This window comes from Pseudomonas fluorescens (assembly GCF_030344995.1).
GTDB classification, from domain to species: domain Bacteria; phylum Pseudomonadota; class Gammaproteobacteria; order Pseudomonadales; family Pseudomonadaceae; genus Aquipseudomonas; species Aquipseudomonas fluorescens_BF.
The window spans coordinates 3,741,405-3,758,221 of the sequence record NZ_CP128260.1 but is presented as its reverse complement, the minus strand read 5'-3'; the positions used below and the strand labels follow the sequence as shown (position 1 = coordinate 3,758,221).

Here is a 16,817-nt window from a genome sequence, read left to right as displayed (position 1 = left end):
ACGTGGCGGGCGCCACTGATCGAGATCAACGTTGTGTCAGCCAATGTTGCCGTGCCGACGACCTGCCTTATTCTCAAAGGTTTGCTGATCCTGATTTTTTATTACTTCAAATGTATCAAGCGCTATTGCACAGTCGCACCCCTGATCACCGCCGGAAGATCCCGGCGTATCCATGGATTTTCGCAGCGGGTGGAGCCCGTTTTCAGGGAGTAAGGCATGGGGAGTCACAACCCGCATTACCAGGTCATCGGGCAAATGTTCCAAAAGGACTACCGATGGTTGTGCGCAGCGGTCAGCCGTACCCTCGGCTGCCCGCACAGCGCGCAGGACATTGCTTCGGAAACCTTTCTTCGGGTTCTGGCACTTCCCGATCCGCTGGCGATTCGCGAGCCCCGCGCGCTGCTGACCACGATTGCCCGGCGGCTGGTCTATGAAGGCTGGCGCCGGCAGGATCTGGAACGCGCCTATCTGCAAAGCCTCGCCTTGGCGCCGGAACCGGTGCACCCGTCACCCGAAGAACGGGAGTTGGTGATCGAAACGCTGCTGGCGGTGGATCGTTTGCTTAATGGCTTGTCGGCCAAGGCCAAGGCTGCGTTTCTCTATCACCAGCTCGACGGCCTTACCTACAGCGAAATCGGCGAACGACTCGGCGTGTCCACCAGCCGCGTGCAGCAATACATGGTCGAGGCGTTCAAACGTTGCTATCAGGCGATGCAGGCATGAGGCCGGACGAAACGCTGATCGACGAAGCCGCGCAATGGATGGCGCTGCTGCAATCCGGACACGTCAGCCTGCAGGAGCGCGCAGCCTTCGACGCCTGGCGCACGGCGGATCCACGGCATCAGCAGATCATCGAGCAAATGGGTGGCGGGCTGAACCTGCTACGCCATTCGAACCTGCGCAGTTTGCCGCGTGAGAGCGTGCTGCACAGCCTGAACGCGCCGTCCAGTCGCCGTCGGTTCCTCAGCGGCAGTTTGAGCGTGCTCGGCATCGCGGTGCTGGCGGGTTTGCTCGGTCGACGTTATGGCTGGTTGCCCGAGGCCGGCGAGTTGTCGACCGGTACCGGCGAGCGTCGGGCGTTCACGCTGGAGGACGGCAGCGCTCTGACCCTCAATGCCCGCAGCCGCGTAGTGCCGCGTTTCAACAATCTCGAGCGTCTGCTGGACTTGCGCAGCGGTGAGCTGCTGATCGATGTGGCAAAAAATCTGGCCCGGCCGTTTGTGGTCGAAACCGAGCACGGGCGGATGCGTGCGCTCGGGACCAAATTCCTGGTGCAGCGCGGGGAGGATTCGACGCGGCTGGTGATGCTGCATTCGCAGGTCGAAGTGGTCACCGCCCGTGGGGCGCGGCAAGTGGTGGAGGCGGGCGAAAGTCTGCTGTTCAACGCTCAGGAGATATTGGCGCTGGAGCGCAGCAAAGGGCAGGAAAGCGCCTGGGTGCAAGGGCGGCTTGAGGTGCGCGATCGTCCCTTGAGCGAAGTCATCGACAGCCTGCGCAGCTATCGTCGTGGGATTCTGCACCTGAGCCCGGAGGTCGCCGGTTTACGCCTCAGCGGTCTCTATCCGCTGGACGACAGCGACCGCACTTTGCAACTGCTGGAGCGTTCGCTGCCGATCCGTGTCACCTGGCACAACCCGTACTGGGTCAGCATTCAGGCGCGGTTATAAAACCATAACTTCCCGGTCTATCCGCCCCCCTATAAAAAGCGCCGGCCCGCTGCTCATTCCCTGCAGACGCCTTCAACAGGGAAGCCCCTCGATGTTCTCATTCAAACAACAACAATTGTCCCGCCTGACGCTGGCCATCGTGCTGGCGGCGGGTATTGTCCCTGCCACCGTGCTGGCACAAGACGCTGCCACTCAGGTCTTTACCTTCGACATTGCCGCCGGGGCCCTCGACGAGGTACTGCTGGATATCTCGCGCCAGACCGGCGTGCCGATTTCCTTCAGCCAGAATCTGGTTCAGGGCAAGCGCAGCAGTGCGGTGCGCGGCGCATTGGGTGGCCGGCAAGCGGTGGAAAGGGCCTTGCTCGGCAGCGGCCTGCAAGTCGAGCAGGGCACCCAGGGCCTGAGCATTCGCCCGGCCGATGCGCCGAGCGCTGCGCCGGTCAAGGCCGCTGCTGTGGCGCCCGCCAGCAGCGCCGATTACCGCATGGAAAAAGTCACGGTCACCGGCTCGCGCATTGCCCGCGCGCAGAGCGATGGTGCGACCCCGGTCAACGTCATCACCCATGAGGAAATGGAAGCGCGGGGCTACAAGAACGTTTACGACGCGCTCGCGACGCAAACGCAAAACACCGGCATGACCCAGGGCGAAGACTACGGCAACACCTGGCAACCGGCAGCCAGCGCCCTCAACCTGCGCGGCCTAGGCCCCAACCACACGCTGGTGCTGATCAATGGCCGACGGGTCGCCGATTACCCGACGCCGTACGACGGCAAGGTCAACTTCACCAACCTTGCGAACATTCCGTCGGCGATCATCGACCGCATCGAAGTCCTCAGCAGCGGCGCCTCGGCGATCTATGGTTCGGACGCGATTGCCGGGGTGGTGAACATCATCCTCAAAGACAAAATGAATGGCGTCGACGTCAACCTCAAGGGCGGTACCAGCGAGCGCGGCGGCGGTGACAACCAGCGTTTGCAGATCAGCGGCGGCGGCAGTTGGGGCGACTTCGACGGGTTGTTCGGACTTGAGTTGACCAATCGCGATCCGATCTGGGCCGATGATCGCGGCTTCATGCAGAGCGGGCCGCTGGCGGATGTCGGTTACCGTCGCGACCTGACCAACAACCGTTATCTGGGGCCGGGCTGCGGTGCGTATCAGGGCACCTTCGACAACAAGCTGTTCAACAGCGGCGGACGCTGCCGCACCGACCAGATGTACAACGATTACTGGACGGTGCAGACGCAAAAGGAAAACTACGACGGCTACACCCGTGGCACCTGGCATTTCAGCGACAGCGGCCAGGTCTTCGCCGATTTGATGTACGGGCTCGATCATATCCAGAACAACACGCGCGGTCCGAGCTTCACCTCACCGGACTTCATCAACCAGAACAGCGGCAATCTGGAGCGCTGGTACCGGCGCTTTGGTGAAGAGGAAATCGGCGGGCGCACCAGTAATAACAGCAAGTGGCGCGATACTTCATGGACCGGCACCCTCGGCCTTTCGGACAAGATCGCCGACACCGGGTGGAACTATGAACTGGCGGCCAACCGCTCCGAATACAAAAGCGTGCGCACCACCCGTTACACGCCGCTGTCGTCGATCCAGGATTTCTACCTCGGCCCGCAACTGGGCACCCGCGACGGTTACCCGGTGTTCGCGCCGGATGCTTCGCGCCTCGACCGGCCACTGACGCCGCAGGAATGGGAGCAGTTTCGCGGCAACCTGACGCAGAGCAGCAAGTCGGTGTCGACCAGTTACAACGCCTCGGTCAACGGCGAATTGTTCGACCTGCCGGCCGGCCCGGTTGGATTCGCCGGCGTGCTGGAGGCTGGTAAGCAGGAATACCGCATCGACCCGGACGACAGCCTCAACGACGGCAGTTTCTACGGCGTAACCCCGGCACAAAGCTCCGGCGGTTCGCGCAAGCGTTACGCGGCCGGTGGCGAGTTCAGCATTCCGGTCACCGACACGGTGCTGGCGACAGCAGCAGGACGCTGGGACCAATACAAATTCAGCGGCCGCACCGAGCAACAGAAAACCTACAACCTCGGCCTGGAATGGCGGCCGGTGAACAGCCTTTTGGTGCGCGGCAGCTACGGCACCAGTTTCCGCGCTCCGGACCTGAACTACATCTATCAGTCCGACAGCAACGGTTACTACCCGGCGCAGATCGATTATTACGGTTGCAGCCAGGGCGTGGAGGGCGCCTGTGATCGCGGGCGGGTCGATTACACCCAGAGCGGCACGGCGGATCTGGAATCCGAACGCGGCAAATCCTGGACCTACGGTTTCGTCTGGTCGCCTTCACGCAATTTCGATTTCTCCACCGATTTCTGGCGCGTTGAGATCGATGACCTGCTGACCACCGTCGACGAAAACCGCCTGTTGCAGCAAGAGAACGAATGTCGCAATGGCACCCAGGACATCAACTCGGCCAACTGCCAGTCGACGCTCGCACGCGTCGATCGCAATCCCGGCAATGCCGCCGTCGATCCCAATCAGTTGCAGCGGGTGCGGGTGAATGCGATCAACGCCGCCAGCGAACGGGTCAGCGGTCTGGACTTCAAGAGCAACATCCGCTGGGGCGCGGGGCAGTACGGCGCGTTCAGTTCGGCGCTTGGCTACACCCTGGTGCTCTCGCATTACTACAAGGAATCGGACGAAGCCCCGACCCAGGACTGGCGCACCTCGCGCACCAACTACGACTGGCGCAGCAAGGTCAACGCCAGCCTGACCTGGGATTACCAGAAGGCCACGGCAACGTTGATGGGGATTCGTTATGGCTCGGTCACCAACGGCGCGGGTGACGGGCGTCTGTCGCCGTGGACGGTGTTCAACGCCAGTGCGCGGTACAAGCTCAACGACCGGGCGAGTGTCGGGCTGACCGTGAACAACGTGCTCAATCAGGTCAAGCATGACGATTCGGCGGGATGGCCGTATTACCCGACCGGCAACTACGACCCGTACGGGCGCCAGTGGTGGCTGGATGTGAGTTATCACTTCGGCAGTTGAGGGCGGAATGACGCCCGGCTGTGTCCTACGGACGTTGCCGGGCTTTGGGCGAAAACGGGGATATTTCCGACGACTTTTTAAGGTTGGCCGTCGGAAGTGTGATCTATAGCATCGGCGATGACATTGAAGTCGTTAACGGCCTGATTACTCAGGCCTCTGATAATGGATTGATCATGCGAACTGCACACCTCGAATACGAAACACCTGCTTATTCCGCTCGCCATCAGTGGCGCGATGATCGTGCCAGGTGCCCCATGGAGGATGTCGCGTTGCCCAGCGCAAAAGTACCCCGGTTGGCGGGCTTGAATAAGGTCGAGGGCAAGCCTGTCGATTTGCTCGTGCATGGCCGGAACATCGGTGATGACGCCATGCTGATTGTTCACCTTACCGATGAAGGTTTCGAACTGAGCGACGTCGTCGACATGCTTTCAACCTCCGAGCTTTACCAGCAAGGCGACGTGGTCAAACGCATCACTGGCAAGTCGGTCAGAACGGTACGGCGGCTGCTGAAGGAAGGAAAACCGGTACGGCTTGACCCGCAGCAGAGTGTCATCGCCTACCAATATGCATTGGTGCTGGAGTTGGCCATTCGGGCTTTCGGGGGGCAGCCACAGGCGGAGGAGTGGATGCAAAAATCCTCTACCTATTTTTACGGTCATGTGCCGCTGGAATTGACGCTGCATCCATTGGGTTTTCAAATGGTGGAGCAGTATCTGAGTCAGGTTATCTACGGGGTTTACCCATGAACCCCTTGCCGTGGGACAAGCATTGGTATGCATGGCGGCTTGACCGCGAGGTTTATGGAAGAACGTGGGATAGCGGGATGGGGTCAAAGATGAGAGGAGGTCGATGGAATATTCCCGGACGACGCGTCGTCTATGCATCCGTCGATCCGTCGTCGGCCATTCTGGAGGTGGCAGCCAACCGCAGTTTCGATGCTCTGGACCGCGAGCCTTATGTTTTGACGTGTTTCGAAGTCATCAACAATGCGAAGGTAAAAATCGTGCAGCCTGAAGAGGTGCCGAATCCTTATTGGCTGAGCCCTGCTCGGCCGTCACCCAATCAGCGATTGTTCGCCGACGCTTTACTGGCCGAGCATCCGTTTGTGCTGATCCCGTCGGCGGCAACCCGGCATTCGTGGAACTTGCTGGTGAGCTGCGAGCTCGCAGAAGGGCAGTTCAAGATGGTCTCTCAGGAGCGGTTCGGCCTTGATACCCGACTAATCAGGGAGATGACGTTGGTCTGAGGAAGCGTCATGCTGCATTTTGCATAACCTCAGCACCCAACGGTCTAAATCGCGCCCTATAAATCAACATCCGCCATCGCACATCCCTGCATAAACCAAAACGCAGGGATGGCTGTTCATGATTCAATTTTCACCCGTTAAATCCCCGTTGAGCCTGGCCTTGCTGCTGGCGATCAACACGTTGCCGGCTATTGCTGCCGACAGCAGCGCGACAGAGCCGACCACCCAACTGCAAAGGGTTGAAGTCACCGGCACCGCGATCCGCCGGGTCGATGCCGAAACCGCCGTGCCGGTCACCATCCTTCGGGTCGAGGAGTTGCAGAAGCAGGGCGTGACCACCACTGAAGAGCTGGTCAACCGCATCTCGGCCAACCAGTCTTCGGTGGGTTCCGGGCGCTCGGTGGGATCAAGCAGCGGCGGGGCGTCTTATGCCGACCTGCGTGGCATTGGCCCGAACAAGACGCTGGTGCTGCTCAACGGTCGGCGCCTGAGCAACAACGCAACCAACGCCATCAACGGCTCCGGCGTCGACCTCAACACCATCCCGTTCGCCGCCATCGACCGGGTGGAAGTGCTGCGTGACGGAGCCTCGGCGCTGTACGGTACCGATGCCATCGGCGGGGTGATCAACTTCATCACCAAGACCAGCCTCACCGAAGGTCAGATCAGCACCAGCTACGACACGCCGACCCATTCCGGTGGCGGTGAAAGCCGCAATTTCAGCGGCAGTTGGGGTTTCGGTGATTTGCAGGACGATCGCTTCAACGTTTTCGGCGTGGTGAGTTACGACAAGCAACAACGGCTGGCCGCCGATGATCGTGGTTACACCTATAACTACCAGCCGGGGCGCGGTCTGGATTACACCTCTGGCACGGCATCGCCCGCCAACTGGAGTCAGGGCAGCAACGCGACCAATCCTTTGGCCGGTTCCGGTTGCAATGCGCCGGGGCTGCTCTCACGTAATGGCATCTGCCGGCAGAGCCTGTGGAGTTATCTGGATCTGGTGCCGGAAACCGAGAAGACCTCGGCGTTCGCCAAGGCCACCGGCGAGCTGTCGGATGATCACAACGTGAGCCTCGAATACTTCTGGGCGCGCAACGAAAACCGTACGCAGATCGGCCCCGGCACTTTGATGGGCAATCAGGTCAACCCTGGCACCGCGTTCTATCCGGGCAACGGCATTACACCCGGCCCGAGCGGTTTCACTCTGGACCCGACGCAACCGGTGGACATGAACTGGCGTGAAACCGCCGTAGGTGCCCGTCAGCATGAGGATGACAACACCGGTCAGCGTCTGCTGTTGAGTTTCGACGGCACGCTGGTCGGGTGGGATTACAACCTCGGTGCCTCGTACAACCAGAACAAAGTGGTCAACACCATTCGCAGCGGTTATGTGAACGACCGCGCCGTCAGCCAGGGCATCGCCAACGGTGTGATCAACCCGTTCGGCCCGCAGAGCGCTGCCGGTTCGGCGTTGCTGGCGGCCAATGAGGTAGATGGCGATTACGCGACGGCGGTGGGCCGGGTCAAGGCGATTGACGGGCGCATCAGCCGCGAGATCGGCGACTGGTTCGGGGCAGGGCCTTCGGCACTGGCGCTGGGCGGTGAGTACCGCAAGGAAGACTTCCATCAGGATTTCGCCGCGTTTGCCGGCGACGTGCAGAGCCTGGGTGTCGATCCCAATGGCAGCGTGCAAGGGGATCGCAGTGTTTCGGCCCAATACGCCGAGGTCAACGTGCCGGTGCTCGACAGCCTGGAACTGTCCGCCGCCGTGCGCCACGACAAATACAGCGACTTCGGCAGCACCACCAACCCGAAATATTCGTTCCGCTTCCAGCCGTTCAAGGAGCTGGTGGTGCGTGGCGCCTACAGCGAAGGTTTCCGCGCGCCGTCGTTGTACGAGTTGTACAACCCGACGTTCACCTCGTTCACCAATGCCAACTACAACGACCCGCGCCTTTGCGCCGGCGGCAACCCGAGCAACGGCGGCATTGCCAACCGTGACTGTGCCCAGCAGTTCAACCGTACCTCTGGCGGCAACACCGATTTGAGCCCGGAAACTGCGCGTAACGTCACCCTCGGTTTCGTTTACCAGCCGTTTGATCGCCTGACCACCGGACTGGATTTCTGGTGGATCGATATCGCCAACCAGATCGCCGAATTCCCCGAATCGGCAGTGTTCGAGAACCCGGAGCTGTACCCGGAGCGTTTGATCCGCAAGCCTGATGGCTCCATCGATCACATCGTCACCGGCCTGGCCAACCTCGGCAAGATCAAGACCAACGGCGTCGACGTGAGCTTCGACTATCGCCTGCCGAGCAAGCCGTATGGCGATTTCGGCATCGGCCTGCAAGGCACTTACGTCACCCGTTACGACTATCAGCAGCAGCTCAAGGGCGACTACATCGACAAGCTCGGCGATTTTCGCGGCGGCGACTTTGCCTCCGCCGGTGCCGTGGCCCGCTGGCGTCACAGCCTGACCGGCAGCTGGAACTACGGCCCGCTCGGCGCGAGCCTGACCAACCGCTACACCAGCGGTTACCACGACTCGGATCGCGAGACTCACGATTACGTCGGCTCGTACAACGTCTGGGACGTGGCCGGCACCTACACCTGGCGCAAGACCCTGGCGGTGACTATCGGGGTGAAAAACCTGTTTGATCGCGAGCCGCCATTCAGCAACCAGACCTACACGTTCCAGAGCGGCTACGACCCGAAATACGGCGACCCGTTTGGCCGCACGCTGTACACGCGGGTCAATTACAAGTTCTGAGAATGATCGGTCGGGGCGGGTTTTAGTAACGCATCGTTCTAAACCCCGCCCTATAAAAAGGCCCGGCCTGTTGCACATCACAGTCAGGCAGGCACGCGGTGAAAGGATCTGCCCATGTTTTCCAGAGTCATTCTGTTCAGCGTCGGTCTGTTGCTGAGCCCGGTGCTGCTCGCGGCGCCCCGACACGCCCTCACGGTCTACGGCGAAGCCCCGAAATACGGCCCGGACTTCGAGCATCTGGCCTACGCCAACCCCGACGCGCCCAAGGGTGGAACCTTGCGCCGCTCTTCGCTGGAGAGCGGCCCGTTCGATCACCTGATTCCCTACATCGACAAAGGCACTGGCGTTGCCGACATCGACGGCTGGCTTTATGCGCCGCTGGCCTATCGCAGCAAGGACGAGCCTTACAGCGTCTACGGTCTGGTCGCGCAGCGGATGGAGCTGGACGCGGACCGGCGCTGGCTGCGCTTTTACCTCAACCCCAAGGCCCGGTTCGAGGACGGCACGCCGATCACCGCCGAAGACGTGCGTTACACCTTCGAACTGTTCACCACTCAGGGCAGCCTCAAGTATCGCCAGCAGTTTCGCGATGTCGCCGAGGTGCTGGTCGAGTCGCCGACCCAGGTGCGTTTCGTGTTCAAGAACAACGAGAGCCGTACCTTGCCGCTGGACCTGGCGACGTTGCCAGTGTTGCCTGAACATTGGTGGCGCACGCGCAATTTCGCCGATGGTGCAGGCTTCGAGATTCCGCCAGGCAGTGGGCCTTACAAAGTCAGCGCGGTGGATGCCGGGCGCAGCGTGACATTCCAGCGAATCAAAGACTGGTGGGCCAGGGATCTGCCGATCACTCGCGGGCTCTACAACTTCGATCAGTTGAGCGTGGAGTTTTTCGCCGACACGGATGTCTCGCGACAAGTGCTCAAGGCCGGCGGCTTCGATTACAACCGCGAGTTCTCTGCCACCAGTTACACCATCGGTTACGCCGGCGCGGCGCTGGAGCAGGGCAAGTTGCTGCGCGAACACCTCGCACCCGGGGCCGCGCAAGGTGCCCAGGGGTTTGCGTTCAATCTGCAGAAACCGATGTTTCAGGATCGCCGGGTGCGGCAGGCGATCGCCATGCTCTGGGATTTCGAATGGAGCAACCGGCAGATGATGCGCAGCATGTACCTGCGCCAACGCAGCTTCTTCTCCCACAGCGCGTTGTCGGCCACTGAACTGCCGGATGCCGAAGAACTGAAAATCCTCGAAGCGTGGCGCGGCCAGATTCCCGATGAAGTCTTCAGCCAGGTGTTCGAGGCGCCGCGCACCGACGGCAGCGGCAACATCCGCGCGCAACAGTTGCAGGCGCTGAAGCTGCTGGAGGCCGCAGGTTGGAAGCCCCGTGGCGATCAATTGGTGAATGCCGCTGGCGAGCCGTTGCAATTCACCTTTCTCAACGGCCAGAAAGGCTTCGAGCGCCTGCTGCTGCCGTTCAAGCGCAACCTGGCGCAGATCGGCATCGGCTTCGATATTCGTCAGGTCGACACCGCGCAATACACCAACCGCGTGCGCAGCCGCGACTACGACATGATCGTCGTCGGTTACCCGGTGAGTCAGGCGCCGGGGCGCGAGCTGTTCAATTATTTCGGCTCCGATGGCGCAGACGATCCCGGCTCCAACAACTACATGGTGCTGCGCGACGCGGCGGTGGATGCGCTGCTTGAAGGCGTGGTCCAGGCCGACAATCGCGAGAGCCTTTTGCGTCACGCCCATGCTCTGGATCGGGTGTTGCAGTGGGGCTATTACTGGATTCCCAACTATTACCCGCCGGGGATTTCCACGGTGTGGTGGAACCGTTTCGGTCGCCCGGCAATTGCGCCGCTGTACGACGCCGGTCTCGACACCTGGTGGGAAATCAGCCCGACCGCGCTGACCTCGACGCAAATGCAGCAACAGCAAAAGGAGTACGCCCATGTGGGGTTATAGCCTGCGGCGTCTGCTGCTGATCGTGCCGACCTTGCTGGCGATTCTGCTGGTGAACTTCGTGATCGTGCAGGCCGCGCCCGGTGGTCCGGTCGAGCAGGCCATCGCCCGATTACAGGGGATTGGTGTCGGTGCGGCGGTGGGTGCCAGTCATGTCGAGAGCATTGGCGGCGAGTCCCGCGCGACCCGTGGCCTGGACCCGAAACTGGTGGCCGAGATCGAGCGCCAGTACGGCTTCGACAAAAGTGCCGGTGAGCGCTTGTGGCTGATGCTCAAGAGCTACGCGCAACTGGACTTCGGCAAGAGTTTCTTCCGTGGCGCGACAGTGACCGAACTGATCCGGGAGAAACTGCCGGTGACTTTGTCGCTGGGATTGTGGGCGACGTTGATCACCTATCTGGTATCGATTCCGCTGGGCATCCGAAAGGCGGTGCACAACGGTTCGGCGTTCGATGTCTGGAGCAGTGCGGCGATCATCATCGGCTACGCGATGCCGGGGTTTCTGTTTGCGCTGCTGCTGATCGTGGTGTTTGCCGGCGGCACGGCGCTGGACTGGTTTCCGGTGCGCGGGCTGGTCTCGGACAACTTCGCCGAGCTCTCGCTGTGGGGCAAGGTTGCTGACTACTTCTGGCATCTGGTGTTGCCGGTCAGTGCGCTGGTGATCGGCGGTTTTGCGACGCTGACGATCCTGACCAAGAACAGCTTTCTCAATGAGATCTCACGGCTGTACGTGGTCACGGCCCGGGCCAAAGGACTGAGTGAAAGACAGGTGTTGTACGGGCATGTGTTTCGCAACGCGATGCTGCTGGTGGTGGCCGGATTGCCTCAGGCGTTGGTCACGGTGTTTTTCGGCGGTTCGCTCTTGATCGAGGTGATCTTCTCCCTCGACGGTCTCGGCCGACTGAGCTACGAAGCGGCGGTGTCGCGGGATTACCCGGTGGTGTTCGGTTCGCTGTTCATCTTCACCCTGTTCGGGCTCCTGATAAAACTGCTGGGCGACCTGTGCTACACGCTGGTCGATCCGCGTATCGACTTCACCGCGAGGACTGCCTGATGCCGACGCTTTCTCCAATCGGACAGCGCCGTTGGGCGCGGTTCAAGGCTAATCGGCGCGGCTGGTGGTCGTTGTGGCTGTTTCTCGCGCTGTTCGGCCTGAGCCTGGGCGGCGAACTGGTCGCCAACGACAAACCGTTGCTGGTGACGTATCAGGGCGAGTGGCATTTCCCGGCGTTCAAGCGCTACACCGAGCAGGATTTCGGTGGCGAGCTGCCGTTTCAGCCCGACTACCGCAGTGCCCAGGTGCGTGAACTGATCGAGGGGCAGGGCGGGCGGATGTGGTTTGCGCCGATCCCGTTCGGTTTCGACACGGCCAACTACGATCTCACCGAACCGGCCCCGAGCCCGCCCACCGCTGAAAACTGGCTGGGCACCGACGATCAGGCGCGGGATGTGCTGGCGCGAGTGATATTCGGCACGCGAGTCTCGCTGTTATTCGCCCTGGCGTTGACGGCGGTGAGCGCGTGGATCGGCATCGCCGCCGGTGCCTTGCAGGGCTATTACGGCGGCTGGGTCGACTTGCTCGGGCAGCGTTTGCTGGAGGTCTGGTCGGGGCTGCCGGTGCTTTACCTGCTGATCATTCTGTCGGGCTTCGTCGAACCGAATTTCTGGTGGTTGCTGGGAATCATGGCGCTGTTTTCCTGGCTGAGTCTGGTGGACGTGGTGCGCGCCGAGTTCCTGCGCAGCCGGGGGCTCGAGTACGTGAAAGCGGCGCGGGCGCTGGGTGTCGGCGATGCACAGGTGATCGTGCGGCACATTCTGCCCAATGCCATGAGCGCGACGCTGACGTACCTGCCGTTCATTCTGACCGGGGCGATTGCGACGTTGTCGGCGCTGGACTTTCTCGGCTTCGGCATGCCTGCCGGCAGTGCTTCGCTGGGTGAGCTGATCGGTCAGGGCAAGAATAATCTGCAAGCACCGTGGTTGGGGCTGACGGCATTTTTTGCCCTGGCGCTGATTCTTTCTTTACTCGTATTCATCGGCGAAGCCTGCCGAGATGCCTTCGATCCCAGGACTTGATATGCGTGAACATCTGATCGAAATACGCGACCTGCGGGTGGCGTTCAAAGGGCAGGAAGTGGTGCACGGCATCGACCTCGATATTTGCCCGGGGGAATGCCTGGCGCTGGTGGGTGAGTCGGGTTCCGGAAAGTCGGTAACGGCCCACAGCATCCTGCAACTGCTGGACCCGAACATCACCCGGATCGACGGCAGCATCCGCTACGGCGGCGAACAGTTGCTGGGTGTACACGAGCGCTATCTGCGGCAACTGCGCGGCAACCGCATCGCGATGATTTTTCAGGAGCCGATGAGTTCGCTCAACCCGTTGCACAGCATCGAGCGGCAACTCGGCGAAAGCCTGGCGCTGCACAAGGGGCTGGCGGGCGCGGCGGCGCGTAAACGAATTCTGGAGCTGTTGGAACTGGTGGGCATTCAGCGTCCGCGCGAGCGGCTGAAGGCGTATCCGCATCAGCTCTCCGGCGGGCAGCGACAACGGGTGATGATTGCCATGGCGCTGGCGTGCGAACCGCAATTGCTGATCGCCGATGAGCCGACCACAGCACTCGACGTTACGGTGCAGCGCAAGATTCTGTTGCTGCTCAAGGAACTGCAACAGCGGTTGGGTATGGCGCTGTTGATCATCAGCCATGACCTGAATCTGGTGCGCACCATTGCCCAGCGGGTGGCGGTGATGCGCGCAGGTGAAATCGTTGAGCAGGCGAGCTGCGAGCAATTGTTCCGTGCGCCACAGCATCCCTACAGCATCGAATTGCTCAACGCCGAACCTGGCGGCGCGGCGCTGTGCCGTGATGCGGCGGAGGATTTGCTCGAGGTTCGTGATCTGCGTGTACGTTTTCCGCTGGGCGGCGGGTGGCTGCGGGCCAAGTCGTATCTGCACGCGGTCAATGGCATCGATCTGAACCTGCAACGGGGCAAGACGCTGGGCATTGTCGGTGAGTCGGGATCGGGTAAATCCACGCTGGGTCAGGCGATCCTGCGCCTGATCGACGCCGATGGCAGCATCCGCTTCAAGGGCGAGGCGCTTGAGCAACTGAGCGGCAAACAATTGCGTCCGTTGCGCAAACGTCTGCAAGTGGTGTTTCAGGATCCGTTCGGCAGCCTCAGCCCGCGCTTGTGCGTGGAGCAGATCATTGCCGAAGGTTTGCTGGTGCACAGTGATTTGAACGCAGCCGAGCGTGAACAGGCTGTCATTGATGTGCTGAAAGAAGTCGGGCTCGATCCGGCGACGCGTCATCGCTATCCCCACGAGTTTTCCGGCGGACAACGGCAACGCATCGCCATCGCTCGGGCGCTGGTCCTGAAGCCGGATCTGATTTTGCTGGATGAGCCGACCTCGGCGCTGGATCGTACGGTGCAGAAACAGATCGTCGCGCTGTTGCGTCGATTGCAGGAGGAACACGGTCTGACCTATCTGTTCATCAGTCATGACCTGGCGGTGGTGCGGGCGCTGGCCCACGATCTGATCGTGATGAAGGATGGCGAGGTGGTTGAGCGTGGCGAAACGGCCGGGTTGTTCCGGTCGGCGCAGCATCCGTATACGCGTGAGCTGCTGGCGGCGTCGTTTGCCGGTTTGAACGCCTGAAACGACAAATCCCGCCACAGGGGCGGGATTTGTTTGCAGACTGCCTGCGGTCTTAAGCCGGGAACAGCTCGGACAGTTTCATCGACAGCATCATGTCGCCTTCAACGCGCAGCTTGCCGCCCATGAAAGCCTGCATGCCGTCGGTTTCGCCGCTGACGATACCTTTCAGGGTTTCGCTGTCCAGCACCAGCGTGCAGTTGGCGTCCGGGTTTTCGCCTTCCTGGATGTCGCAGGTGCCGTCTTTGACGATCAGGGCGTATTGCTTGTCTTCGTCAGTGATGTTGAAACCGAAGACCAGATCCAGACCGGCAGCGGCGGCTGGGTTGAACTTGGCTTGCATTGCTTTTACGGCATCAGCTACGGAGGTCATGGTTCGATCCTTTTTGGTTGATTGCAGCAGGGTCACAGTAATCCGGACTCAGCGAAACGTGATGAGTTCCGGGGCCTTCAGCAGCTGCAGGTGTGCATGACTGTTGAAGGAAGCCAGAGCCACCTCGCGACCGCGGAACTTCAGCTGGTTGAGCGAGGTGTTGACGATTTGCCAGTTCAGTTCAAAGGCCTGTCGTGCGGGCATTTGAGTGATGAGGTGGAGCAGGGCGGTGATCGTGCCACCGGAGGTGAACACCGCGATTTTCTGGGTGTTGTCGGCCTGTTCGAGAATTCGCTGCAGCCCGGCCTGTACCCGTTCGACGAAACCCAGCCAGCTTTCCAGGCCGGGTGTGTCGTAGGTGCCGGCGAGCCAGCGTTCGATGATCAGGGCGAAGATGCGCTGGAACTCGCCACGGTTTTGCGCGGCGTTGCGCAGGATCTCCAGCGCTTCGGGCTCCTCCGGCAACATGGCCGGGAGCAGGGCGCGGATCACGGCGTCGGCGTCGAATTCGTTGAAGGCCGAATCGATTTCCAGAACCGGAACCGGCAACCCGACGGCGGCGAACTGTTCCAGTGCGCTGTTGGCCGTGTGTTGCTGGCGGCGCAGGTCACCCGACAGGCAGCGGTCGAAGCTGATTCCGAGTTCGGCGAGGTGACGGCCGAGGATTTCTGCCTGGCGTACACCGGTCGGCGACAAGACGTCGTAGTCGTCTGCACCGAAGGAGGCCTGGCCATGTCGAATCAAGTAGATGCTGCCCACGTCCGCGTCATCCCGGTACGTTGAAGGTTGTGGCGAGGTTATGGGGATGACGGTGAGCTGTCAATGAAAAAACATACGCTTGTTTGAAATGCCCGTTCCAGCCTTGTTGCCAGAGGTTTCACGGCTGGCCGACGGGCCGGTGCATGGGTATGCTGGAGCCCATTCCCGCGTATGTTTCACGACCGCGCATCGTTTGAAGGAGTCACTGTGGAGTTTTTCACTGAATACGCCAGTTTCCTGGCCAAGACCGTCACGCTGGTCATCGCCATTCTGGTGGTGCTGGCGAGTTTTGCTGCGTTGCGCAGCAAGGGCCGGCGTAAATCCGCGGGCCAGTTGCAGGTCAGCAAGCTCAACGATTTCTATAAAGGCCTGCGTGAGCGGCTGGAGCAGACCCTGCTCGACAAGGATCAGCTCAAGGCCTTGCGCAAGGGCCAGGCCAAATCCGAGAAGAAACAGAAGAAGAAACCCGACGCCAAGCCTCGGGTGTTCGTGCTGGACTTCGATGGCGACATCAAGGCTTCGGCCACCGAAAGCCTGCGTCACGAAATCACCGCGCTGCTGACCCTGGCCACGCCGAAGGACGAAGTGGTCCTGCGTCTGGAAAGCGGCGGCGGCATGGTCCACAGCTACGGCCTGGCCTCGTCGCAACTGGCGCGCGTGCGTGAAGCCGGCGTGCCGTTGACCGTGTGCATCGACAAGGTCGCAGCCAGCGGGGGCTACATGATGGCCTGCATCGGCGAGAAGATCATCAGCGCGCCGTTCGCCATTCTCGGCTCCATCGGTGTGGTGGCGCAGTTGCCCAACGTCAATCGTCTGCTGAAAAAGCATGACATCGATTTCGAAGTGCTGACCGCCGGCGAATACAAACGCACCCTGACCGTGTTCGGCGAAAACACCGAGAAAGGCCGGGAGAAATTCCAGGAAGACCTGGACATCACCCACCAGCTGTTCAAGAACTTCGTTGCCCGTTATCGCCCGCAACTGGCGATCGACGAGGTCGCCACCGGTGAAGTCTGGCTCGGTATCGCGGCGCTGGACAAGCAACTGGTGGACGAACTCAAGACCAGCGACGAATACCTGGCCGAGCGCGCCAAACAGTCCGAGGTCTATCACCTGCACTATGCCGAGCGTAAAAGCCTGCAGGAGCGCATCGGCATGGCGGCCAGCGGTTCGGTGGACCGCGTGTTGTTGAGCTGGTGGAGCCGTTTGACCCAGCAACGATTCTGGTAACGGATTTACGCTCGTACGGCAGTGCCGTGCGAGCGTATATCAACTTCAGCACGTTCACCTGTCTTATATATCTAGTTCATTGTCTTGAGTTCTTGTTTGATTGAGTGCAGATGCATCAATTAATCGCACTGTA

General features: G+C 60.9%; 13 protein-coding genes. 11 read left to right on the top strand and 2 right to left on the bottom strand.

Annotation, left to right across the window (positions count from 1 at the left end):
• Positions 1–216: 216 nt before the first annotated feature.
• From QR290_RS16645 to QR290_RS16600, 10 genes are all read left to right on the top strand, one after another.
• On the top strand, positions 217–723 hold the full coding sequence (locus tag QR290_RS16645; RefSeq protein ID WP_011334510.1) for a sigma-70 family RNA polymerase sigma factor: 507 nt from the start codon (positions 217–219) through the stop codon (positions 721–723).
• On the top strand, positions 720–1,667 hold the full coding sequence (locus QR290_RS16640; protein WP_115078136.1) for a FecR domain-containing protein: 948 nt from the start codon (positions 720–722) through the stop codon (positions 1,665–1,667). Before QR290_RS16645 ends, QR290_RS16640 begins: the two co-directional genes overlap by 4 nt.
• Positions 1,668–1,758: 91 nt before the next feature.
• Positions 1,759–4,683, top strand: coding sequence for a TonB-dependent receptor (locus QR290_RS16635; protein ID WP_289203120.1), 2,925 nt, complete (start codon positions 1,759–1,761; stop codon positions 4,681–4,683).
• Positions 4,684–4,937: 254 nt separating this feature from the next.
• Positions 4,938–5,429, top strand: coding sequence for an antitoxin Xre/MbcA/ParS toxin-binding domain-containing protein (locus QR290_RS16630; RefSeq protein ID WP_353739153.1), 492 nt, complete (start codon positions 4,938–4,940; stop codon positions 5,427–5,429).
• Positions 5,426–5,929, top strand: a complete 504-nt coding sequence (locus tag QR290_RS16625; RefSeq protein ID WP_115078134.1) for an RES family NAD+ phosphorylase — start codon at positions 5,426–5,428, stop codon at positions 5,927–5,929. Before QR290_RS16630 ends, QR290_RS16625 begins: the two co-directional genes overlap by 4 nt.
• A 118-nt stretch (positions 5,930–6,047) precedes the next feature.
• Complete coding sequence (locus QR290_RS16620) at positions 6,048–8,702, top strand: TonB-dependent receptor (RefSeq protein WP_289203118.1); 2,655 nt, start codon at positions 6,048–6,050, stop codon at positions 8,700–8,702.
• Between the two features lie 114 nt (positions 8,703–8,816).
• On the top strand, positions 8,817–10,667 hold the full coding sequence (locus tag QR290_RS16615) for an extracellular solute-binding protein (RefSeq protein ID WP_289203117.1): 1,851 nt from the start codon (positions 8,817–8,819) through the stop codon (positions 10,665–10,667).
• Positions 10,654–11,718: a microcin C ABC transporter permease YejB gene (locus tag QR290_RS16610; protein WP_115078131.1), complete on the top strand. Its 1,065-nt coding sequence runs from the start codon at positions 10,654–10,656 to the stop codon at positions 11,716–11,718. Before QR290_RS16615 ends, QR290_RS16610 begins: the two co-directional genes overlap by 14 nt.
• Entirely contained in the window at positions 11,718–12,740 is a 1,023-nt protein-coding gene (locus QR290_RS16605) for an ABC transporter permease (RefSeq protein ID WP_162803832.1), read from the top strand. The genes QR290_RS16610 and QR290_RS16605 overlap by 1 nt, the downstream gene beginning before the upstream one ends.
• A gap of 1 nt (position 12,741) precedes the next feature.
• On the top strand, positions 12,742–14,325 hold the full coding sequence (locus QR290_RS16600; protein ID WP_289203116.1) for an ABC transporter ATP-binding protein: 1,584 nt from the start codon (positions 12,742–12,744) through the stop codon (positions 14,323–14,325).
• A gap of 52 nt (positions 14,326–14,377) precedes the next feature.
• On the opposite strand, the gene QR290_RS16595 is transcribed toward QR290_RS16600, so the two are convergent.
• Together QR290_RS16595 and QR290_RS16590 are read right to left on the bottom strand one after the other, a co-directional pair.
• Positions 14,378–14,695, bottom strand: coding sequence for an SCP2 sterol-binding domain-containing protein (locus QR290_RS16595; protein WP_007959502.1), 318 nt, complete (start codon positions 14,693–14,695; stop codon positions 14,378–14,380).
• 48 nt (positions 14,696–14,743) lie between these two features.
• Positions 14,744–15,454, bottom strand: a complete 711-nt coding sequence (locus QR290_RS16590; RefSeq protein WP_289203115.1) for a histidine phosphatase family protein — start codon at positions 15,452–15,454, stop codon at positions 14,744–14,746.
• A gap of 207 nt (positions 15,455–15,661) precedes the next feature.
• Between QR290_RS16590 and sohB the strand changes: the two genes are divergently transcribed.
• Entirely contained in the window at positions 15,662–16,684 is a 1,023-nt protein-coding gene (gene sohB, locus QR290_RS16585) for a protease SohB (protein WP_085603233.1), read from the top strand.
• Positions 16,685–16,817 lie beyond the last annotated feature (133 nt).